The sequence below is a fragment of the Sinorhizobium sp. P24N7 genome, assembly GCF_042436655.1.
GTDB lineage: Bacteria > Pseudomonadota > Alphaproteobacteria > Rhizobiales > Rhizobiaceae > Sinorhizobium > Sinorhizobium meliloti_A.
Map to the genome: position 1 here is coordinate 233,840 of NZ_JBHMIW010000009.1, position 21,628 is coordinate 255,467.

Annotated in this window: 17 protein-coding genes; 7 read left to right on the forward strand and 10 right to left on the reverse strand. The window is 59.2% G+C overall.

The window, feature by feature from the left end:
• Positions 1 to 23 precede the first annotated feature (23 nt).
• The 6 genes from ACFHWW_RS17995 to ACFHWW_RS18020 form a co-directional block, all read right to left on the reverse strand.
• Positions 24 to 1,481 (reverse strand): NAD-dependent succinate-semialdehyde dehydrogenase, encoded by a 1,458-nt coding sequence (locus ACFHWW_RS17995; RefSeq protein ID WP_338280527.1) that lies wholly within the window; start codon positions 1,479 to 1,481, stop codon positions 24 to 26.
• Between the two features lie 294 nt (positions 1,482 to 1,775).
• The gene (locus ACFHWW_RS18000) at positions 1,776 to 3,086 is read right to left on the reverse strand and encodes an FAD-binding oxidoreductase (protein ID WP_102763057.1); all 1,311 of its coding nucleotides are present in this window, start codon (positions 3,084 to 3,086) and stop codon (positions 1,776 to 1,778) included.
• Between the two features lie 49 nt (positions 3,087 to 3,135).
• Positions 3,136 to 4,014 (reverse strand): ABC transporter permease, encoded by an 879-nt coding sequence (locus ACFHWW_RS18005; protein ID WP_275598427.1) that lies wholly within the window; start codon positions 4,012 to 4,014, stop codon positions 3,136 to 3,138.
• 30 nt (positions 4,015 to 4,044) lie between these two features.
• Positions 4,045 to 4,995 (reverse strand): ABC transporter permease, encoded by a 951-nt coding sequence (locus ACFHWW_RS18010; protein WP_102762988.1) that lies wholly within the window; start codon positions 4,993 to 4,995, stop codon positions 4,045 to 4,047.
• 67 nt (positions 4,996 to 5,062) lie between these two features.
• Positions 5,063 to 6,733 carry a peptide ABC transporter substrate-binding protein gene (locus ACFHWW_RS18015; RefSeq protein ID WP_379939734.1) on the reverse strand — a complete coding sequence of 557 codons (1,671 nt, stop codon included), beginning with the start codon at positions 6,731 to 6,733 and terminating at the stop codon, positions 5,063 to 5,065.
• Positions 6,734 to 6,770: 37 nt separating this feature from the next.
• The gene (locus ACFHWW_RS18020; protein ID WP_379939736.1) at positions 6,771 to 8,435 is read right to left on the reverse strand and encodes an ABC transporter ATP-binding protein; all 1,665 of its coding nucleotides are present in this window, start codon (positions 8,433 to 8,435) and stop codon (positions 6,771 to 6,773) included.
• 789 nt (positions 8,436 to 9,224) lie between these two features.
• On the opposite strand from ACFHWW_RS18020, the gene ACFHWW_RS18025 reads away from it, so the two are divergent.
• From ACFHWW_RS18025 to ACFHWW_RS18040, 4 genes are all read left to right on the forward strand, one after another.
• A complete protein-coding gene (locus tag ACFHWW_RS18025) occupies positions 9,225 to 10,100 on the forward strand; it encodes a GNAT family N-acetyltransferase (RefSeq protein ID WP_324765081.1) in 876 nt (291 codons plus the stop codon).
• Positions 10,101 to 10,544: 444 nt separating this feature from the next.
• The gene (locus ACFHWW_RS18030) at positions 10,545 to 11,213 is read left to right on the forward strand and encodes a haloacid dehalogenase type II (protein WP_018098150.1); all 669 of its coding nucleotides are present in this window, start codon (positions 10,545 to 10,547) and stop codon (positions 11,211 to 11,213) included.
• Positions 11,214 to 11,361: 148 nt separating this feature from the next.
• Complete coding sequence (locus ACFHWW_RS18035; protein ID WP_379939738.1) at positions 11,362 to 12,492, forward strand: phosphotransferase enzyme family protein; 1,131 nt, start codon at positions 11,362 to 11,364, stop codon at positions 12,490 to 12,492.
• Positions 12,493 to 12,513: 21 nt separating this feature from the next.
• Positions 12,514 to 13,875, forward strand: coding sequence for an aspartate aminotransferase family protein (locus tag ACFHWW_RS18040; RefSeq protein WP_379939740.1), 1,362 nt, complete (start codon positions 12,514 to 12,516; stop codon positions 13,873 to 13,875).
• Between the two features lie 575 nt (positions 13,876 to 14,450).
• On the opposite strand, the gene ACFHWW_RS18045 is transcribed toward ACFHWW_RS18040, so the two are convergent.
• The 4 genes from ACFHWW_RS18045 to ACFHWW_RS18060 are packed head-to-tail and all read right to left on the reverse strand — an operon-like array spanning position 14,451 to position 18,165.
• A complete protein-coding gene (locus ACFHWW_RS18045; RefSeq protein WP_379939742.1) occupies positions 14,451 to 15,638 on the reverse strand; it encodes a M24 family metallopeptidase in 1,188 nt (395 codons plus the stop codon).
• 34 nt (positions 15,639 to 15,672) lie between these two features.
• The gene (locus ACFHWW_RS18050; RefSeq protein ID WP_379939744.1) at positions 15,673 to 16,086 is read right to left on the reverse strand and encodes a cupin domain-containing protein; all 414 of its coding nucleotides are present in this window, start codon (positions 16,084 to 16,086) and stop codon (positions 15,673 to 15,675) included.
• 29 nt (positions 16,087 to 16,115) lie between these two features.
• Positions 16,116 to 16,958, reverse strand: coding sequence for a phosphoenolpyruvate hydrolase family protein (locus ACFHWW_RS18055; protein WP_379939746.1), 843 nt, complete (start codon positions 16,956 to 16,958; stop codon positions 16,116 to 16,118).
• Positions 16,927 to 18,165 (reverse strand): Tm-1-like ATP-binding domain-containing protein, encoded by a 1,239-nt coding sequence (locus ACFHWW_RS18060; RefSeq protein WP_379939748.1) that lies wholly within the window; start codon positions 18,163 to 18,165, stop codon positions 16,927 to 16,929. The genes ACFHWW_RS18055 and ACFHWW_RS18060 overlap by 32 nt, the downstream gene beginning before the upstream one ends.
• 103 nt (positions 18,166 to 18,268) lie before the next feature.
• On the opposite strand from ACFHWW_RS18060, the gene ACFHWW_RS18065 reads away from it, so the two are divergent.
• From ACFHWW_RS18065 to ACFHWW_RS18075, 3 genes are all read left to right on the forward strand, one after another.
• The gene (locus tag ACFHWW_RS18065) at positions 18,269 to 18,910 is read left to right on the forward strand and encodes a TetR/AcrR family transcriptional regulator (RefSeq protein ID WP_018098156.1); all 642 of its coding nucleotides are present in this window, start codon (positions 18,269 to 18,271) and stop codon (positions 18,908 to 18,910) included.
• Between the two features lie 357 nt (positions 18,911 to 19,267).
• Complete coding sequence (locus ACFHWW_RS18070) at positions 19,268 to 20,575, forward strand: ABC transporter substrate-binding protein (RefSeq protein ID WP_018098157.1); 1,308 nt, start codon at positions 19,268 to 19,270, stop codon at positions 20,573 to 20,575.
• Positions 20,576 to 20,722: 147 nt separating this feature from the next.
• Complete coding sequence (locus ACFHWW_RS18075) at positions 20,723 to 21,628, forward strand: carbohydrate ABC transporter permease (RefSeq protein ID WP_018098158.1); 906 nt, start codon at positions 20,723 to 20,725, stop codon at positions 21,626 to 21,628.

A 21,628-nucleotide genomic window follows, 5' to 3' on the forward strand; every position in this document is an offset into this window, starting at 1 on the left:
AACGTTAGGTTGGGCCCGCGAACTTAAGCCAGCCCGCCGATATGGAAGCTCTTCATCTCCAGGTATTCCTCAATGCCTGCCTGAGCGCCTTCGCGTCCGAGACCAGATTGCTTAACGCCGCCGAAGGGAGCCACTTCGGTCGAGATCGCACCAGTGTTGAGGCCGATCATACCGAATTCCAGCGCCTCGCCCACGCGCCAGGAGCGCTTCAGGCTCTCTGTGTAGAAATAGGCCGCGAGGCCAAACGGTGTCCCGTTGGCAATCGCAATCGCCTCCTCTTCCGTCTCGAAACGGAACAACGGGGCAACAGGGCCGAAGGTCTCTTCGGTGGCCAGTAGCATGTCGGTCGTTGCGCCGGTGAGGACTATCGGCGTTGCATATTGCTTACCGTCCACCAACGAGCGGCCGCGAGCCGCAATCTGAGCACCCTTTGCAAGCGCATCTTCAACGTGACGATCAATTTTCTCTATGGCCGCAGTGTTGATCATCGGACCTATGTCGATGCCGGCCTCGGTTCCAGGGCCGACTTTCATGGCTTTGACCCTGGCGCCGAGCTTCTCGGCAAAGACGTCATAGACGCCGGTCTGCACCAGAATGCGGTTGGCGCAAACGCAGGTCTGGCCGCCATTGCGGAACTTCGAGGCGATGGCGCCCTCCACGGCGAGGTCAAGATCGGCATCATTGAAGACGATGAAGGGCGCGTTTCCGCCGAGCTCGAGGCTCAACCGCTTCACGCTGTCGGCGGCGCCGCGCATCAGGAGCGAACCGACCCGCGTGGAGCCGGTGAAGGAGATCTTCCGCACCGTTTCGTTCGCCATCATTTCATTGCCGATCTCGGTCGGCATGCCGGTGACGATGTTGATTACGCCGGCGGGAATGCCCGCACGCTCGGCAAGGACACCGAGGGCGAGTGCCGAGAGCGGCGTGAATTCTGAAGGCTTGATGACAACGGTGCATCCGGCCGCCAGGGCGGGCGCGACCTTGCGGGTGATCATGGCATTGGGGAAGTTCCAAGGTGTGACGATCGCGCAGACGCCGACCGCCTCCTTCAGTACGACGATCCGGCGATCTGCCGTAGGCGACGGAATAGTGTGGCCACCGATGCGACGGGCTTCCTCGGCAAACCATTTAACGAAGGAAGCACCATAGCGAATCTCGACGCGTGCTTCATCGAGCGGCTTGCCCTGCTCGAGCGTGAGGAGCGTAGCAAGATCCTCGAGGTTCTCGATCATCAGCGCATGCCAGCGCTCAAGCAGGGCGGCGCGCTCGGCGTGGGTCTTCTTCTTCCATGTCGCGAATGCCTTGGCTGCCGCGTCTATCGCAGCACGTGTCTCAGCCTGCCCCATATCTGGGACGGTACCTACGGACGCCTGAGTGGCCGGGTCGATGACATCAATCGTCTTTGAAGAGGTGGCTCCCACCCAAGAGCCGTCGATGAGACCGGCTTGCCGAAATAGGTCCTTATCGTTCAACTGATGCATGCTGTTTCTCCCTTCGATCAGTCATTACTTTAATGCCATGCTTCTTCGTTCCATCCCGAGGGCCGTCAGCCCGGCCGAACGCCGAGATGGACGGACGGCAGCTGCCGCGGTCGGAGGACGATTTGATGAAGCCGTCGTCCTGTTCGACATAATCCTAGCGAGGAACGGAAAGCAGAATGCGTCGGCCTGGGCTGCCTGGACGAAACAAAATGATGTGGTTGGCTGCTCAGCAGTCGTTTATTCGGAGCGCATTCTAACGGGAGCAGACTCACAATCTGAAGAGCACCGCCGGCGTCAACGGCGTGCTCGATAGAATGCTATTCGATCCTGGATCCGGTAACCTTGGATGATGGCAGGCATGAACCAAGGATTGCCACTGTAGAGAGGAATTGACGCGGGCGGCCGAAAATCGAAAGCCGAACGGGCCTGCTCTGTGTGACCCAGAAGTTTGTGAGCAGCGCGCGTTCCCACCCACGGCGCCCAGACCACGCCTGAACCGCAGAAGCCAGTCGCGTAAACGACCCCTTCCCGCTCGAATATCCTGGGAAGCATGTCGCGATGCATGGCAACGTTGCCAAACCAAGTGTGGGACAATTTGACGTTTTCCAGCTCCGGAAACAGGTTGACGAGGCCGTTACGCAGATAGAGCTTGGGCTCAATCGGATCGCCCCTTCGTGAGCTGTCGCGGCCGCCGAGCAGAATGCGCTTTCCGTCCGGCGTGGGCCGGTAATAGAATCCAAGCTTACGGCCTTCCGTCATCGTCATCTGCTTCGGCATCAAGCGCGCCATGACATCTGGTGCAAGTTCTTCCGTTACGATGATGCGGCTTCGGACCGGCACCAGCCGGCGACGCAGATAAGGCACTGCGCCGTCTGTGTACCCGTCCGTGCAGACGAGAACTTGCCGAGCCCGCACCGTGCCTGCGGAGGTCGAAACCAGGAAGGCCGAACCATCCCGTTCGATAGAGCTCACGCGAGTTCCAGAATGGACGGTCAACCCGGAAGCAAGCGCCACGCGCAACAATTCGGCATGGAATTTAGCCGGGTGCAGTCCACCGATATCCATTCGCACCATGCCGCCGCGATAGAAGTCGGTGCCGATATATTTGCCTTGTTCGCGGTAGGGTACACCATATGCTTCAATGCCGAGCTTTTTCGCCAGGACGTCAGCGCTCCGGGCCGTCTTCTCATAATCTTCGAATCCGACGACGCCTTTGAATTGACCCACAAGCCGGAAATCGCAGTCTAGCCCTTCAGTTTTGATCAGGTTGTAGACGAATTCACGTGCGATCTTGCCCTCGGTCTCGATCGCGATCGCCTTCTCTTCGCCAAATCGCCGAGTGATTGTCGCGTAATCCGGACGAATGCTTCCGCTTGTGATCCCCCCATTGCGGGAAGACGCACCCTCGCCGGGATTCATTGCGTCAAACGCAGCTACCGACCTGCCTGCGCGCGCGAGAGTCAGGCCCGCGGACAGCCCGGTATAACCTGCGCCGACGATCAAGACATCCAGGTTCTTGGCCAGCGACTGCTTCGGCAAGGGTCTTACAGGCGCCGCCTCCCACCAATATGGAGTATCCTTTTCGGCAATCTTATATTCTTTCATGAGCTCTGCTCTTTCGTTGTTTTGACCCGAGCCGGGAAGGACAAAGTTGTCAGCTGTGGTCGCCCCGCACATCAAGCGCGTCACGCAGACCATCTCCGATAAAATTGAAACTGGTGACGGCGATGGTGATTGCCGCGCCCGGAATGATCGCCAGCCAAGGCGCGGTCCCGAGATACTGCTGTGCCCCATTCAACATGTTGCCCCAGCTCGGAAGCGGCGGCTGGATGCCGTAACCCAGGAAGCTGATATACGCCTCCATCAGGATGGCCCGGGCGATGGTCAGGGTCGATGCAACAATGATCGGACCAATCGCATTCGGGAGGATCTCTCGAAACATGATATGCTTAGCGCTCAATCCCAGCATCCGTCCGGCCTGAACGAATTCCCGTTCGCGGAGCGAGCGAACCTCGGCCTCGACGATGCGCGCCACTTCCATCCAGCTGCTGGCGGCGATAACAACGGTGATCATGATCGCGCTTGGTTTGAGTGCCGCGGCAAGCGCAAGCACGAGGAAGATCGAAGGGAAGGCGAGGAAACCGTCCACTGTGCGCATCAGCGCCGCCCCGATCCAGCCACCGCGATATCCCGCGATCACGCCGACGATGGTCCCGACCAGAGTGGACAGGAGCATTGCGGAAAAGCCGACGAGCAGCGAGATACGGCCGGCCATGAACAGTCGCGCCGCGATATCCCGGCCAAGAGGGTCGGTTCCGAGGTAATGATGACCAGTGAACGGACCAGCGAAGCGCGCACGCAGGTCGATATAAAGGGAGTCATAGGGGAGAATGTACGGTCCAAGCACGCATGCGAGCGTCAGAGCCACGATCATCGCCATCCCCAGCAGTGCGAGATGATGGCTCATGAAGCGGCGTGCAGCGCGGCTGTTCCACCAACGGTCCGACCCGGGATTTGCAGCAATAGCGGTCATAACGAGTGTCTCCTGTTGGGCGTGATGCGCTTAACTCATCCGAATGCGGGGATCGATGATCGCCACGGCGATGTCCGCGATCAGATTGCCCAGGATGACAAGTATGGCGGAGAACATCAGTAGTCCCATCACCACCGGATAATCGCTATATCCGAGACTATCGAGAAACAACCGGCCCATTCCCGGCCAGGTAAATACGGTCTCGGTAACGAGCGCCCCCGTAAGGATGCTGGGAAGCTGCATGCCCGCAAGCGTTATCATGGGCAGCAGGGCATTGCCGACGACGTGCTTCATAAGGATCCTACGTTCACTCAACCCCTTGGCACGGGCGGTCTTCACAAATTCCTGGCTGATGGCATCAAGCGTCGCGGTCCGCATATAGCGGCTCCAAATCGCCACATGGACCAGAGCAAGTACGATACTCGGGAGGATCAGATGGTGCAGATAGTTCAGAAGGGAGCCATCGCCGACCGTGTACATGTTGCCGGCAGGCAGCCAACCCAGTTGCAGCGAAAAAACATAGATACCCAGCAATCCGAACCAGAAGGTCGGAATCGATAGTGCCACCATGGCGCCGACGGTGGCCAGATAGTCAAACGCCGAATAGCGGTGCGTGGCGCCACGGATACCAATCCAGGTGCCGATTGCGATCGCTATCACCGTGGACGAACCCATCAACAACAGGGTCGCGAAAAGGTGACGGCCGATGACGCTCAACACCGTTGCCCCATCCCGGAACGAGTGCCCCCAATCGCCCTGCAGCAGGCGCCAGGCCCAGTCCAGGTACTGCATCCAAAGAGGGCGGTTCAGCCCAAGCTGTTCCTTGAGGCGGTCGAGATCTTCTTGGGTCATTCCGGGGTCGAGGCCGTACTGCGCCAACGGGCCTCCCGGTATCAGATTCAGGATGGTGAATCCGATGATTGAAACTATCACCAGTAGGATGAGACTCTGGTAAAGCCGGTTAAGTAGGAAGCCGCGCATTCAACTCTCCTCATGACATCGCCAATGGATGGGCCGCCGCCGCTACTTGTGACGGCGGCTCCGGAGATCAGCTCTTCCAATGCCATCCGGCGGCATGCCAGGATGCGACGCGGGTGTTGGCATTCGGCTTGAAGCCCTCGAGTCCTCCCTTACGGCCGAACACGTTGGTGTACGCAAACAACGGCAGGAACGGCAGGTCTTGCCGGACGATTTCCTGCACGCGGAAGTAAACTGCCCTTCGCTCTTCGGGATCAAACGTACGGACACCCTTTTCGAGCAGCGCGTCGACCTCCGGGTTGGAGTACTGTCCGGTATTTGATCCTTTTCCGCCTTTCGCGACAATCGCGCGCGTGTGCAGGCGGTTCGTCACGTCGGGGTCCGCCGCGATGACATAGGTCACACCGGAAATTGCGGAGTCGAACTGCGATTTGAGCCAGAAATCGCCCCACATCACTGCTCCTGGCAGATTTGATATGGTCATCTCGACCCCGATTTCAGCAAATGTCTGCTGCAGAAATTGCTGCACTTGTTCACGCAGATTGTTACCTGCCGTTGTTGCATTGGAAAACGACAAGCGAACGCCGTCCTTGGTGCGCACTCCATCCGATCCCGGCACCCAGCCTGCCTCGTCGAGGATTTGACGCGCCCGGTCCAGGTTGTACTCCTGCGCCGGCAGGTTCGGATTGTAGTAGTAGGATTGCTGCGGCATGAAGGTTTCGGTGAGGTTACCTACGCCATAATAGATCGCGTCTATGATCGCTTTTCTGTCCATAGCGGCGTAGAGCGCCTGTCGCACTGCCGGATCCTTGAATTGCGGCTTTTCAAGGTTGAGGTAAATCGACTCGACTGACGCCCCCGATTCCAGAGTAACCACGCGATCCGGCAAGTTACTGGCTTCCGCGTAATGATCGGCGGTAATGTAAGCTTGGTCGACAAGGTCGACGTCGCCGCTCTTGAACTGGGTGTAGAGCACCGTCATGTCCGGAATATATTTGAAAACGAGCCGCTCGAGATAAGGACCTTCCCCGAAATAGTCAGCGTTCGCGACGAGTTCGATATGATCGCCGGCGATGCGTTGCGCCCACTTGAATGCTCCAGTGCCAATAGGCGCCTGATTGAAGCCGGCGGCGTTCGGATCTGCCTCCTTCTCGAGAAGGTGCCTCGGAACAATGAAGGTCTCGGCGAGAAACGACAAGTAGGGCGCGAAAACGGACTCCATCCGCCAGGTGATCTCCGTGGGTGAGACCACCTTGATATCACGCACTAATGAATGGCCGCTCGTACGCCATGCTCGGAACTTGGGGTTGGTGATGAGTTCGAGAGTGAACTTCACATCTTCCGCTGTAAAGGGCTCACCATCATGCCAGCGGACGTCGTCGCGCAGACGAATGCGCCACTGCAGGCCGTCCTGCGAGATACCGCCATTCTTTTGGCTTGGTACTTCGGCCGCGAGATTGGGCTGGAGAACGCCCTCGGGGTCCATTCGAAAGAGCGCATCAAACACCGAGAAATGCACGGCGTCGTCGACTTCGGTATGCGCCATCAGCGGATTGAAGACAGTGGGTTCCTGTGAAAGCCCGACGACGACCCGACCGGTCGGTTTTGCAGGGGCGGTCTGGCCAAAGGCCGGCGACACCAGGAGGTTTGGCGCGACAAGCCCTGCCAGCCCTCCAGCTGCCATCATGCGCAGGGTCTGGCGTCGCGAATAGGTCTGTTTAGTCGTTTCAACCTTGGTCATGATGTCTCCTCCCTAGTGGACATGTTTGGATTGGCATTCAGGAATTAGCGGCGGTAGCCGGGGCGGTATTCAGACGCTCTCCGGGAATGGCTGCGACCAACTCGCGCGTGTAGGCGGATTGAGGATTGAGGAATATCTGCGAGGGCGGGCCGCGCTCGACGATCCGGCCCTTCTGCATTACTGCGATCTCGTCAGAAATCTGGCTTGCCACCCGCAGATCGTGGGTGATGAAGATCATGGCCACGCCGGTTTCTCGCTGAATTTGGTCCAGAAGTTTCAGGATCTGGGCCTGGATCGACACATCGAGGGCAGATACGGCCTCGTCGGCGATGAGAAGCTTCGGCTTGAACATCAATGCCCGCGCTATACCGATGCGCTGGCGCTGCCCACCGGAAAATTCGTGCGGATAGCGACCGAAGGCACCTGCATCGAGTCCCACATGGGACAGCAGCGCCCTCGCCTCCTCCCGGGCCTGGGCATAGGGCGTCCCGTGGGCGACGGGGCCGACCGTCAGAATCTGCCCGATCGTCGAACGCGGATTCAAGGATGCAAACGGATCCTGGAAGATCATCTGGATCCGCGGCCGCAAAGGGCGGAAAACCACTTCGGACAGCTTGGCGATATCGTGGCCGTCAAACAGTATCCGTCCACCGTCACTGTCCATCAGCTTGATGAGCAACCTCCCGAGCGAGGACTTGCCCGAGCCGCTCTCTCCGACGATCCCCAATGTGCGGCCAGGCGCCAGGTCGAACGATACATCGTTCACGGCGGTAACGATCCGCTTCTTGCCGAAAAACACACCGCTGCTTCGATAGGTCTTGACCAGACCTTCGACCTTCATGATTGGCTTGGCGGGAGCCGCGTCCTCGTGTGCACGATCCCTGCCGCTGAGGTGGGGGACAGCTGCAACCAAGCGCTGCGTATAGGAATGGCGGGGTGCCTTCAGCACCTGTTCCGCACTTCCTTGCTCTACGATATGGCCCTTTTCCATTACCACCACGCTGTCGGCGATCTCTGCGACAACCCCAAAATCGTGGGTGATGAACATCACACTCATGCCCTTGCGCCGCTGGATGTCGCGGATCAGTTTCAGGATCTGGGCTTGGGTGGTTACATCCAGAGCGGTCGTTGGCTCGTCCGCAATCAGGATCTTAGGCTCGAGTGCCAGAGCCATCGCGATCATAACCCGCTGGCGCTGCCCACCAGACAGTCGGAACGGGTACTGGTGGTACATCAATTCCGGGTCCGGCAATCCCACCTCTGTCAGCAGTTCAATAGCACGGATCCGGCGCGACGCGGGCGTTCCGACATTGTGCGCTGCCATAACTTCGGTGACCTGCCCGCCGACTGTCATCAGCGGATTCAAGGCCGAAAGCGGGTCCTGGAAGATCATGGAAACGACGCGACCGCGCAGATCCCTGAGCTGTTCGGGAGAAGCCCCCACGATGGCCGTGCCTTCGAGATGAATCGCGCCTGCCGCCACCGGTATCACCTTGGGTAGTAGGCCCATGATCGTGTTGGCTGTCACCGATTTGCCCGAACCGGACTCGCCGATGATGCACAAGATCTCTCCGCGCTTTAGATTGAATGAGATATTCTCTACGGCGAAAGCCCGCTCCATCCCTTTCGGGAGGCTGATACTCAGGCCGCGCACAGAGAGCGCCACCTCGTCCGCGCCCAAAGTCTGGATGCTGGCGATCATCGAGTTATCCTCCTATTCACCGCAACGATGCGGCAGTTGCAACGCCCCTGCGGGGAACGGCGTATGCTGTAGCTATCCACGCACTGACCCAGACTGCCGAGCTCTTACCGATACATGCACCAGCGGCAGCTCTGCGTCTCCTCCAGGCGTGACGCCGTTTGATCGTCACTACTTTCTTCGCGGTGTCGCCGTGTCTTGCAAAGGAGATCCCGCCTGGCAGACCCTTTGCCATCGCACGTCATGCCATGACCGAATGAGGCTAGTATCGACTTCTCCTGCCGAAGGAGTCACCGAATTACGCTTCCGCAACAGCAGGAAATTCCAAAATGGTTGGCGCCTTCAGAATTTCTCGACGCTCTTCGGAGACCAAGCAGAGCTGATTTATGAACTGATTCAAAGTCATCAGAAACCAGCGCCCGTTGTTAGAGAGCAGGTCGTGCCAAGACGGACCTCAATGTTGAGTTTGAACAGTTGCTTTTCCCGACAGCCCGGCCCGACCCCTGTCGGACTACTCTGATCTGTGCCGGCCAACCGGCAGTCAGTCGAACTTCTCTGTACCTAAGTTTCGCAAAGTTGCGTTGTCATCGGTGCGATGCTACGTAAAGCAAATCGGGGCACAGGGTTCCTCCTGCCCGGCACCCGTATTTCGGGAGAAGATTTCGAACGCCAAGGGCAAATCAGTGAAAGATGCCGAGCCTAGTGTGCAATCATGAGCTGATCGACCCTCGGCGGCTGCAGAGTTGCCAAGGTCGTTGCACTTGTTGAACCGGCGAAGGAGCTCAAAGTCAAATGCCGAAGTCAGTTCGACTTAAGTCATTCGAATTGGTGGCACGGGACATCAATGAGATCGATGTCGGCTCGCTCCACGCCTTAACCGTGGCCGTGGGTTGGCCACACCGTCCCAAAGACTGGGATTGGCTTCGCCAGTTCGGCCGGGGCATCGCGGTAGTCGACAGCATCGGCCGGGTTTTCGGAAGCGCCATGTGGTTCCCCTATGGCCAAGACGTTGCGATGATCGGCCTGGTGATCACCACCCCGCGCTCGCAGGCTCAGGGTAATGCGCGTTGGCTCATGGAGCAGGTATTCGAAGAATGCCGCGGCAGAAATCTGTATCTCAATTCAACTCGCGCGGCACACAACCTGTATGTCTCGCTGGGTTTTGCAAACGAGGCGACGGTATGGATGCACCAAGGAACGGTTGCTTCCTCCCTACCCAACTTGCCCGCCCCGAACGGTGATTTGATCGAGGCGGGGATTGATGCACTCCCGCAGATCATCGAACTTGATACCCAGGCCTTCGGTTGGAAGCGAGAGGAGCTGATCTCGGCACTAGCCCCGATTTCCACCATCCAATCCCTCTGCCGGGATGGGAAGATCGTTGGCTATTCTATATGCCGGGAGTTCGGCCGCGGCCATGTGATCGGCCCCGTGGTAGCAAGCAATGACGATGACGCGCTTCAGCTTATTGCCGTCCATCTACGGAACCTGAAAGGGCAGTTCGCGCGTGTCGACACGCGGGAAACAGGACCATTGGTCAACTTTCTTCGCGCGAGTGACTTTCGAGTGGCCGAACGAGTAACGACTATGTCGCGGGGCCGACTCCTTTTGAACCGCAAGGCCGGCGAGCCTTGGGTTTATGGCTTAGCTGGTCACGCACTCGGGTGAACCGCAGCCCGTCCCCTGATGACGGGCTCGATAGCTTTGGTCGGCTCATACACACAGGAAGCCTTTTCAGAGCAGCCTCGGCTTGTCAGCTCTTGCGTCGCCCCCCGCCTCGGCCTGCCGACGCTCGAAATGGCGGCTTTCGAAGCCACTTAGGTATTCCCGCCAACCCCGTCTCGCCAACTGCCATGAGAGGCAGACCGCAATGCTCTATTCGGCTTCCAACACAACGCTGCCAAAACCAGCGCACGCGAACGGCTGCCTTCGGTGGAGCAACAGCTGAACTCAGGACACGACCAAGTGCGAGACGCGGCGCCAGCAAAAGGTTGTGCGGGATTTGCTGCAACCGAAGAGACTTCTGCTGAAAGACGAAGCATTCCGGCACATTCTTCCAAACAACTGCAACTATGCTTCGTCCATGCCGTAGAGTTCACAGGAGCCAAGGATATGGATCGCTTCAGGCCAAAATACGTAACATTCGACTGCCATGGTACGCTAATCAACTTTCAAATGGCGGAAGCCGCTCGTGATCTGTTCGGTCATCTTCTGGATGGGCCGAGCATGGACGAATTCATCAGGAACTTCCAAGCGTACCGCATCGATGAGGTATTGCAGGACTGGAAGCCCTATGCCGACGTTGTTCACAACGCGTTGGAGCGCACGTGCCGCCGCAACAAGGTTGCATTCAGGCCCGAAGACGCCGAAACCATCTACAACCGCGTACCGACCTGGGGACCGCATCCGGATGTGCCCGAGGGCCTTGCCAAACTAGCCAAGGAAATCCCGCTGGTCATTCTCACAAACTCCATGGTGGCCCAGATCCCGTCGAATGTGGCAAAGCTAGGCGCGCCGTTCCATGCCGTCTACACCGCAGAAGAAGCGGGAGCTTACAAACCCCACCTCAAGGCGTTCGAATATATGTTCGACATGTTAGGATGCGGACCGGAAGACATCACGCACGTTTCGTCGTCTTTCCGTCACGACCTCATGTCCGCCTATGACCTGGGTATCAAAAGCAAGGTGTGGGTCAACCGCGGCCATGAGCCGGCCAACCCCTATTATGAATACACCGAGATCCGCGATATTTCGCAGCTGCCCGGCGTTTTCGGGCTCTGACTTGAGATAAGGCAACAGCGGTTCAGGGACGAAAACGCGCGCGGGCCACTGAGCTATGCTGGAGTGCCTGCTCTGAGCTAGTCAGATTAGATCAGGGTATCCAACTACGCAGCCCGAAAAGCACCATGAACGGACGAGGATCTTCAAATTGGGCGATCTTAGTGGACTTGCTGCTGATCAGGAACTAGGCCGGCGCAACAGCTCTGCGGCTCCGGCCTCCCGTCACCTACCGCATGCTGCAGCGTCGACAGAAGCCTATTTTCGTGCCGCAACCGCCATTCTGTCCTCGCCGCCAGACGAGTCAGAACCGGACATTTCGGCGACACTGCTCAAGCGGCACTACGGACTGGAAGGATCGACCGCGGTCTTATCCTCCGAGGTCGAGCGCACTGTAGAGGTCTCCCTGTCCGACGGCCGCCAATTGATCCTGAAGACGTCGGCACGACAAGAGGCTGTCGACAGCTTCCGTTTCCAAAGTGCCGCTTTGGCTGCACTGCAAGGAAGCGTGGGATTTGCTGCACCCACAGTGATCCCTACCAGTGGGGGCGCGTTGATGTTTGAGGAAGAGGGTCTCAGTGGTTACCTGCAGACCCGAATCGAGGGCGTGTCTCTGCACCAGGAGACGCCGACTCCTGATCTCCTCTTTCGAACTGGAAACGCCCTCGGCCAGATGGACCTAGCCCTTGCGCAAGTCAATATACCCGCAGCCCACCGCCCCATTCTCTGGCATGTAGGGTGCTGGCCGCGATTGATGGAACTGGAGGAACACCTACCTTCTGGAAGCGTTGCCGAAAGCGTTCGGACCGCAATGGCGGAGTACATGAGGTTCGTCGAGCCGCAGATCTCGAACCTGGAGTGGCAGGTCGCGCACAACGATCCTAGCCCGTTCAACACAATTGTTACCCCCCACGGCTTGGGTTTCATCGATTTCGGCGATGGCTGCTGGAGCCCCAGGATACAGGACCTGGCTATCGCGGCGAGTCACCTCGTGACAGATCCGGCGCTTCCTTTGGGCGGAGCCGAACATCTCATTTCGGGCTATGCCTCGGTCGTCCCACTTTCCGCCTTGGAAGCAAGACTGCTGATCGGACTCATGCGCGCACGACAAAGCGCACTGATACTGGTCAATTACTGGCGCTCCCACCTCTTTCCGGCAGACGCGCAATACATCAAAAAGAATGTGGCTCGTGCCGAGCGCGGGCTAACTATTCTGGCGCCTCTTTCCACTGCATCAGGTGAGGCCGCAGTCCTCGCGGCAGCGTCACAGCCATCGCCGTAACTCTTAGACAGGCAGGAACACATGTCCACAGACCTTATGCCCAATCGCTACAGACCCGGCGAGTCTGATCTTCCAGCGCGCGAGGCCGAGCTGATTGCCCGTCGTGATGCAGTTCTGGGAGCATCTTATCGACTGCAGTACCGACGGCCCGTGCACTTCGTTCGCGGCGAAGGCATGTGGCTCTACGATCCCGACGGGCGAGCCTATCTTGACTTCTACAATAACGTTCCTTCCCTCGGCCATTGCCACCCGGAAGTAAACGCGGCAATGGCCGAGCAAGCGGCCCGAATAAGCGCTAATACGCGTTATCTAGAACCAAGACTTGTCAACTATGCCGAGCGGTTGGTTGATACCTTCCCCGAGGAGCTAGACCGGGTGGTCTTTACTTGCACGGGGAGTGAATCCAACGATCTGGCCCTGCGTATCGCACGACTTGTGAGCGGCGGCGAAGGCGTGATCGTTTCCTCTTATGCCTATCACGGCACAAGCGCGGCCGTCGCCGCGGTTTCGCCAAACTTGGGCGATGCCGTCAAGCTCAGCCCATTCGTCCGCATGGTACCGCTTCCCGGTCCAGCGGGCGTGCCAGAATCCCAGGCTGCGGACTTTTTCGAGGCACAGATCCGTTCCGCCATTTCGGATCTGAACCGTCGTGGCATAGGCGTTGCGGCCCTGCTTATCGACAGTATTTTTTCCAGCGACGGCGTATGGGTGGATCCTCCCGGCTTCGTTGCCGCCGGAGCTGCAGCGGCACGGGACGCAGGCGGCCTCGTCATCGCCGACGAAGTTCAACCGGGCTTCGGGCGAACTGGCGCTCATATGTGGGGCTTCGAGCGGCACGGGATCGTTCCGGATCTTGTAACCCTCGGCAAGCCAATGGGTAACGGGTTTCCAATTGGCGCGGTCGTTGGTCGCAAAGCCCCAATGGAGCGCTTTGGTGCAACCGCTCGCTACTCGAACACCTTTGCCGGAAACACTGTTGGAATAGCGACGGCGGACGCCGTGCTGACGATCCTGCAACGTGACCAAATCCCTGAAAATGCGCTTGCCATGAGCCAGCGGCTTCGAGCCGGGCTGACGGAGATGGCAAAGCAGCATACGGGCGTTCGTGCAATCCGCAATGCCGGTCTCTTCTTTGGCGTAGACATCGGGTCCGAAGGCATGCCGGCCTCGCGCCGGCGTGCAATGGCTTTGGACGTGGTGAATGCAATGCGGGATGATGGCGTGCTTATCAGCACGACAGGAGCCAATGAGGATGCGCTCAAGGTGCGCCCTCCACTCGTTTGCAAAACCGAGCACGTAGACCTCTTCCTAGCAGCTATGAAACGCGCACTCATCAAGGTCGCCGGGTACACGAAGCCCGACGGCTTGTGCGGAGCCACCTGACAGCGTCACACCAAAATCGTAAGCCGCAAGTCGAGGCCAATCCAGGCGGCGAAACCTGGGCATGCTCGCGTCGTGAACTGCAGCTCAAGTCCGCCAAGATCGGAGCGGCTGAATAAAGACACGCAGAACGGAAGGCAGAGGCGCCAAGATCGCGCCTCTGCCGCTTCCGTCATCCAAATCGCGCGGGCGTGCGCGACTTCTCTTGAGCCCGCAGCGGCGCCGGACCGCTGCTGCAATGGCGATTGGACTACAGATCGAGCTTCGCGTCACCAGCGTCGCCTGCGTACGATTATTCACGATCTGCCACGGCGAACGAATTCTGATCGTCGTCGATGTCGTGGGCGGCACGGCGCTCTCAGCGCCTGCGAGCCGGACGTCACAATGGTTGGCGGCATCCGTATCGACCTGCCCCCAACCGGGTCGCTGCCGACGGCACGATGGTGTCGGCAAAGGACTGAACGGCCCATGCCTTCATGCGGAAATGCCTTGAGGTTCTAGGCACCGAGATCTACCACATCTGATACCAGCCCGGCACACCTTCGTGTGCCCTTCTTTCGCAGCAGTTTCGCCGCTCGCTAAACCGCCCCAGGGTTCCAACCGCGCCCTCTGTTGCCAAACATTTCGTATCCGTCCTTCGTGACGGCGAGCGTATCCTCGAGCTTGATGAAACCGCGTTGCGGATGGAGCATCGTCGTCTCGACGGAAATGACCATGCCTGCCTCCAGGGGCCGATCCGCATCTACGCCTTCGTAAGCGACGGGGTGGTTGGTCATCAGGAACGGTGCTTCGTGGCTGATGAGCCCCATGCCGTGGCAGAAGAAGTCGGTAAGGTCGGCCGAAGGCGAGCTTCTCAAAGCCTCTTCCGCCGAAGCAATCATCTCACTGCCTCTCGCCCCGGCCTTGATCCTGGCAAAGGCTGCCTGCTGGATCGCATCGACTTCAGCTAGCAAGTCCTCGAGCTCCGCATCGGGCTCGCCGAGCACGCCCATCCGGCAAAGGTCACCGATATAGCCCTGGTAGTTGCCGCCGGAATCAATCGAAAGCACCTCACCCTTCGCCCATGCCTGCGGAGAGGCCGCACGGTTGTGACTAGCACCCAGGGTCAGCAGGCAATACTCGAAATACAGTCCGCGATTGGTCTCTTCTCGCCTGAGCCGTTCAATGATCTCGCCCTTGGTGGATCCCTCTCGTGCAGCCGCGATGGTGGCGAGCATGGAATCAGTGATCAGTTCGGAGGCAACCTTGAGCTTCTCCAGCTCTTGCGGTGTCTTGATCGAGCGCAGTCGCTCGAGCGTATGCGTCGCCTCCACGAAACGCGCACCTTCAAGGCGAGAAGCCAACAGATCCCGCGCATCGGCCGGCAGGAAGGGCGGTTCGATGCCGATGCGAGCACCCGACTTACCGATCTTTCTCAGATGCTCGACCGCAAGCGCTGCTGCGTCGAGTGTACCCCATGTCGCCGTATGAACGGCGGGTGTCCAGAAAGGGTTGTTCTGGTGTTCTCCCCCTTCCATGCGGTTGCCAATATACGCCGAGTGATCGGGGGAGCCCTTCTCATAAACGACGATCGGCAGATAGCGGCTGTGGCCAATCGCATCCATTGCGGCGAAGAAGATGAACTTGTAACCGCCCAGCAGGTACTGCGTGTTGTGCTTGGATGTGGCGAGCAGAACGTCGATGCCCGCCTCCTCCATGAGCTTGTCGAGTTTCGCCGCATCGAAGGGGGGCCCCGCCGCCAGCGTTTGTCTTGGGCTGATGTCCACGGAATTTCTCCCACAAAGCCGTTGTCGTGCGCCCTTAAGTACCGGGCGGGATTAGACGGAAATCCGGCAGATCCCGAAGCGCACGCTCAGGGCCTGCCGGTGAATAGACCACGAAAAGCTGCATCGGGCCCGGACCCGTGTTCCTCGTCGAGTGAAATCGGCTTTCCGGTACATAGATAGTGCAACCGGGTCCAACCCTCTGCGTCACCGGATCGCCGTTCTCGTCCTCCACCATCTGCTCGCCCTCTCCCGAGATGACGAAAATGATCTCTTCGGCGCCCGGATGATTGTGACGCGTGTGCCCTTCGCCGCTCGGCAAATCCACCACACCGCCCGAGAAGCGCTCGGCCCCGTTCACCTCCGGCGCGACCGTCAGCGCAAGCCGGCCCCAGTCGAAGCCGAAACTGTCAACATCAATCGGGTAGAGAAAATATTTGTCCTTTGCCATGCCGCGGCCTCCTCCGCATCCTGCTCGCTTCAGACCACCGTACCGATGGCAAGCGCCTTGAACTCTTCCGTCTGCTTGCGGATCGCCACCTCGGCAGGCAGGCGTTCCATGGAACTTGCGCCATAAAAACCATTGCAGGCCGGGCAACGATCCAGGATGTACCGTGCGTCCTCCGGCATCGAAATCGGCCCCCCGTGGCAGAGCACAATGACGTCCTTACGTACCGAGCGCGCGGCAGCCGCTATCGCGTCGATTTCGCTCGCGCAGTCGTCGAGCGAGATCGCGGAAGTGGCGCCGATCGCACCTCCCGTGGTAACGCCCATATGAGCGACGACGATGTCTGCACCCGCCTTCGTCATCGCGATCGCTTCTTCCTCGTTGAAGACATAGGGTGTCGTCAGCAGGTCGAGCCGGTGGGCCTCGGCGATCATGTCCACCTCGAGACCATAGCCCATCCCCGTCTCCTCGAAGCTCCGCCGCATCCGTCCATCGAAGAGGCCGATGGTGGGGAAATTCTGTACGCCGGAAAAGCCCATGGCCTTCAGTTCCGCGAGAAACTGGGGCATGAAAACGAATGGGTCGGTGCCATTGACGCCGGCGAGTACCGGTGTCGCCTTCACGACCGGCAGCACCTCTAAGGCCATTTCCATCACGATCTCATTGGCATTTCCATAGGCGAGCAGACCGGCCGCCGAGCCACGGCCCGCCATTCGGTAACGGCCGGAGTTATAGATGATGATGAGGTCGATGCCCCCGGCCTCCTCGGCCTTGGCCGAAATCCCCGTTCCGGCCCCACCTCCGATGATTGGCTTGCCGGCGGCGATCATGCCGTGGAACTTTTCAAGAATGGTCTTGCGGGGGATTAGTGGCATCGGTGTCTCTTTCAGAGTTGGCAATGTCTCGGTACGCGGCGACTGCCGCCTCGGCGAACTGCGGATCGTTGATGTGGAGCGGAAGGCGTTCGATGCGGCGCCGGTCATTTCTATCGACGGTGGCTTCCAATGCCTCGAAGAGCGCCGCATCCGCTGCAGGATCGAAGAAGGCGCCGCCCTCGATATCCAGTGCCGACACGCCTCGCTCCGGGATCAGGAACCGGAGAGGTCCGCTGCAGAGGTTCAGCTTTGCGCCAATCCACCTTCCGATCGCGGCGCATTCCTCCGGAGTCGTGCGCATGAGGGTGACGTTTGGATTGTGGCGGTACAAGAGCCGGCCGGAATATCGCTCCGGCACCGTCTCTGGCGCCCAGAAATTGACCATATCCAAAGCCCCGACGGAGCCAACATAGGGCAATTCGGTGCGCGCAATTGCGCCGAAACGATCCTCGGTCGCCGGCAACACGCCGCCGAAGAGAAGATCGCATACCTCCGTCGTCGTGATGTCGAGCACACCCGATAGAAGCCCGCTGTCTGCAAGCTTCTCCATTGCTCGTCCACCGGTGCCTGTGGCGTGGAAAACCAAACAGTCATGATCGGCCTTCAGTCGTTCAACGATGGCAGTCACACAGGGCGTCGTCACGCCGAACATGGTCAGGCCGAGAGCAGGCTTCGCGGCCGTTTCGTCTGCCGGCCTGTTCGCCATAGCGGTAATCGCCTCTGCCGCATTTTTTAGGATCACGCGGCTCACGCGGTTGAGCCCGGCCAAGTCGGTAACCGACGGCATCATGATGATGTCCGAGACGTCAACATAAGGTGCCACGTCGCCGGACGCGAGCGTCGAGACCATGACCTTCGGTAGCCCGAGCGGCAGCCTGCGCATGCCGGCGGTGATGATCGACGTCCCGCCGCCACCACCCATGCCCACCACACCGGCGACGTCGTCCCGGGCGGGAAGGAACCTCGCGAAGGCCTCGCCCATCGCAGCGATCGCTGTTCCCCGGTCGTCGCCGGAAAGCACCGCGGCGACACCGCCCGGATGGGCCGCGGCCACGGTTTCGGCGGAAATGTCGACCGAAACCTTGGGGCGACGCGAGCCGATATCGACCAAAACAGGCTGGCCGCCTGCGGCCTCGACGCAGGACGCAAGATAAACGAGTTCCTCCCCCTTCGTGTCGGCCGTGCCGACGACGTAGATGCGCTTCATCTCTCCTCCCCGGCGACCCTGGCCTCCTCTGCCTTGAAGGCCGCCTCATGCCGACCGGTTTGCCGGCACTTGCAAAATTATGAGATGCGCGTATCGTAAAGATATGGATGTCTCACGTCAACAGAGCGAATCCGTCGCACGCGCTGAACGCGGTCCTCGAGCCCGCACACGCAAACTCATGTTGGATACCGCCACACGGTTGATGCAGTCCGGTATAACCCCCTCGGTGAGTGAGGTCGCGGAAGCCGCCGAAGTTTCGCGCGCCACTGCCTACCGATACTTTCCGAGCCAGGCGGCGCTGGTTCATGCGGTGGTGCACGAGGCGCTCGGCCCGATCCTCGACTGGAGATCCGAGGCGCCCGATGCGCTCACCCGCGTTGGCGATCTGCTCGCAACTGCCATGCCGCGCATCGACGAGTTCGAAGCGACGTTCAAGGCTGCACTGAAGCTCTCGCTCGATCAGTGGGCGCAGCGGCAGGCAGGCACGCTTGGTAACGAACCACAGCTCACGCGAGGGCACCGCGTCGAGCTCCTTCGACAAGTCACCGTGCCACTCGAGGGCAAGGTGCCGGCTGAGGCCCGCGAGCAGTTGGCTCAGGCTCTCTCGCTTGTTTTCGGTGTCGAGGTGCTGGTCGTGCTTAAGGATATTTGGGGCCTCTCGTCCGAACGTGCGCAAGCGGTTGCAGAGTGGGCGGCGGCAGCCTTGGTCGAGGCGGCGGTCCGCGATGCGCAATCCGCGACATAATCTCGCGCATTCTCGTGGACTCGCGGAACTGGTTTGACCAATTTAGATAATACGCATGCATGACGACTTATGGACAACTTCATTCCTGGTTGAACTGGGGGTAAGGCATGCAGGTTAAATTCCATAACAAGCCGGGCATTGCGAGCGGTGGCCTGCGGCAATGGCGAAGAAACAGTAATCTTGACGCTCGTGAGATTTGGTAATACCAGATTGGTGCTGCGTTCGCTTGGGCTTAATATCAGTCCCAGGCCGCAAGGGTCGGAGGAGGACTCGCCGCAGAAGCGCCAATCAGGAGGATTTGACAGACGAACCGCCGTGGAAAAGGCGGGGCGGGATGCACAAAAGGGGAGGAATATTATGCGCAAGACAGTGGCCGGTCTGGTGGCTGGTATCAGCTTTATGTTCGCCTGCGGGACTTCCGCGCAATCACAAGAACTGACGATTTTCTGGGCCGAATGGGACCCGGCCAATTATCTCCAGGAGCTTGTAAACGAATACGAGGCCGAGACCGGCGTGAAGGTCACGGTCGAAACGACTCCATGGGCCGACTTTCAAACGAAGGCCTTTACCGAATTCAACGCCAAGGGCTCGGCCTATGACATGGTCGTCGGCGACTCACAATGGATCGGCGCCGCATCGGAGGCCGGCCACTACGTCGACCTCACCGAGTTCTTCAATCAGCACAAGCTAAACGAGGTGATGGCTCCTGCCACGGTGAAGTACTACTCGGAATATCCTGCGAACTCCGGCAAGTACTGGTCTATCCCTGCCGAGGGGGACGCTGTCGGGTGGTCATACCGCAAGGACTGGTTCGAGGACCCGAAAGAGATGGAAGCCTTCAAGGCGAAGTATGGCTATGACCTCGCTCCGCCCAAGGACTGGAAGCAGTTGCGCGACATCGCCGAGTTCTTCCATCGTCCGGACCAGAAGCGCTACGGCATCGCGATCTACACCGACAACTCCTATGACGGCCTCGTTATGGGCGTAGAGAACGCCATCTTCTCTTTCGGAGGAGAACTCGGAGACTACAGCACTTACAAGGTCGACGGGATCATCAACTCGGAGAAGAACGTCAAGGCTTTGGAAGCCTACCGCGAGCTTTACGGTTTCACCCCTCCTGGCTGGGCAAAGTCCTTCTTCGTCGAGAACAACCAGGCGATCACCGAAAATCTGGCGGCGATGAGCATGAACTACTTCGCCTTCTTCCCGGCGCTGGTCAATGAAGCATCAAACCCGAACGCGAAGGTCACCGGCTTCTTTGCCAACCCGGCCGGCCCGGAGGGCGACCAGTATGCCGCTCTCGGAGGCCAGGGCATCTCCATCGTCTCCTATTCGGAGAACAAGGAAGAGGCGATGAAATTCCTTGAGTGGTTCGTCAAGGACGAGACACAGAAGCGCTGGGCCGAGCTCGGCGGTTACACGGCAAGCGCCAAGGTATTGGAGTCCGAAGAGTTCCAAAACGCCACGCCCTACAACAAGGCATTCTACGAGACCATGTTCAGAGTGAAGGACTTCTGGGCAACGCCCGAATATGCCGAGCTGCTGATCCAGATGAACCAACGCATTTATCCCTACGTGACGGCCGGCCAGGGTACAGCGAAGGAGGCGCTCGACGCTCTCGCCAAGGACTGGAACGCGACCTTCAAGAAGTACGGCCGCCAATAACGAACGACACGCGGGTGGGTGCCCGGCTCCCTCCCGCTCTTCAACTTGGCACCGGACAGGGCTCGCGCCGGACGCGGTGCCGCGCTCAGGCAATACGCAACAGATGGCGCAAATGCGCCCGGCGTCGGCTCTGGGAGGAGGAGCACATTGGCCACCGTGGTTATGACATCGTTGGATTCGAAGTCGCGCGCCGCTTCGCGCGGCTTGAGCGACATCAAAATTCGCAATCTTTTCATTATTCCGACGATCCTGTTCCTGATCGTCTTCAACATCTTCCCGTTGATCTACTCGCTCGGCTATTCGTTCACCGACTTTCGTGCTTCGACGAACGCGCCGGCCACATTCGTCGGCCTGCAGAACTATCGGGAACTGTTGAACGACCCCTTCATCTGGGCGAACTTCGCAATTACGGCGAAATACGTGATCGTGTCGGTTGCCGGTCAGGTTGCCGTCGGTTTTGGCACGGCGATGCTGCTCAACCGTGAAATCCCCTTCAAGGGTCTCATCACGACCCTGCTTCTGCTGCCGATGATGTTGTCGATGGCGGTGGTCGGGCTCTTCTGGAAGCTGCTCTACGATCCTTCCTTCGGCATCATCAACTACGCGCTCGGCCTCGGCTCTTTCGAGTGGCTGGCGAATCCCGAAATGGCACTCTACGCCGTCGCAATCACCGACATCTGGATGTGGTCACCCTTCGTGATGTTGCTCTCACTCGCTGGCCTCTCGGCCGTACCGAGGCACCTTTACGAGGCGGCTGCCATTGACCGAGCGGGACCGTTCTACACGTTCTTCCGTATCACTTTGCCGCTCGTTGCGCCGATACTCATGATCGCAATCATCTTTCGCACGATGGAGGCTTTCAAGACTTTCGATCTCGCGTACATTCTCACCAGCCAACCGACCACGGAGGTGATCTCGATCCGCCTCTACAAGATGGCGTTTCAGGAATGGCAGACCGGGCGGTCCTGCGCACTCGCCTACATCGTGCTGATCATGGTGCTCGCGATTACCAACATTTACGTCAAATATCTCAACAGGGTGAAGGAGCGCTGA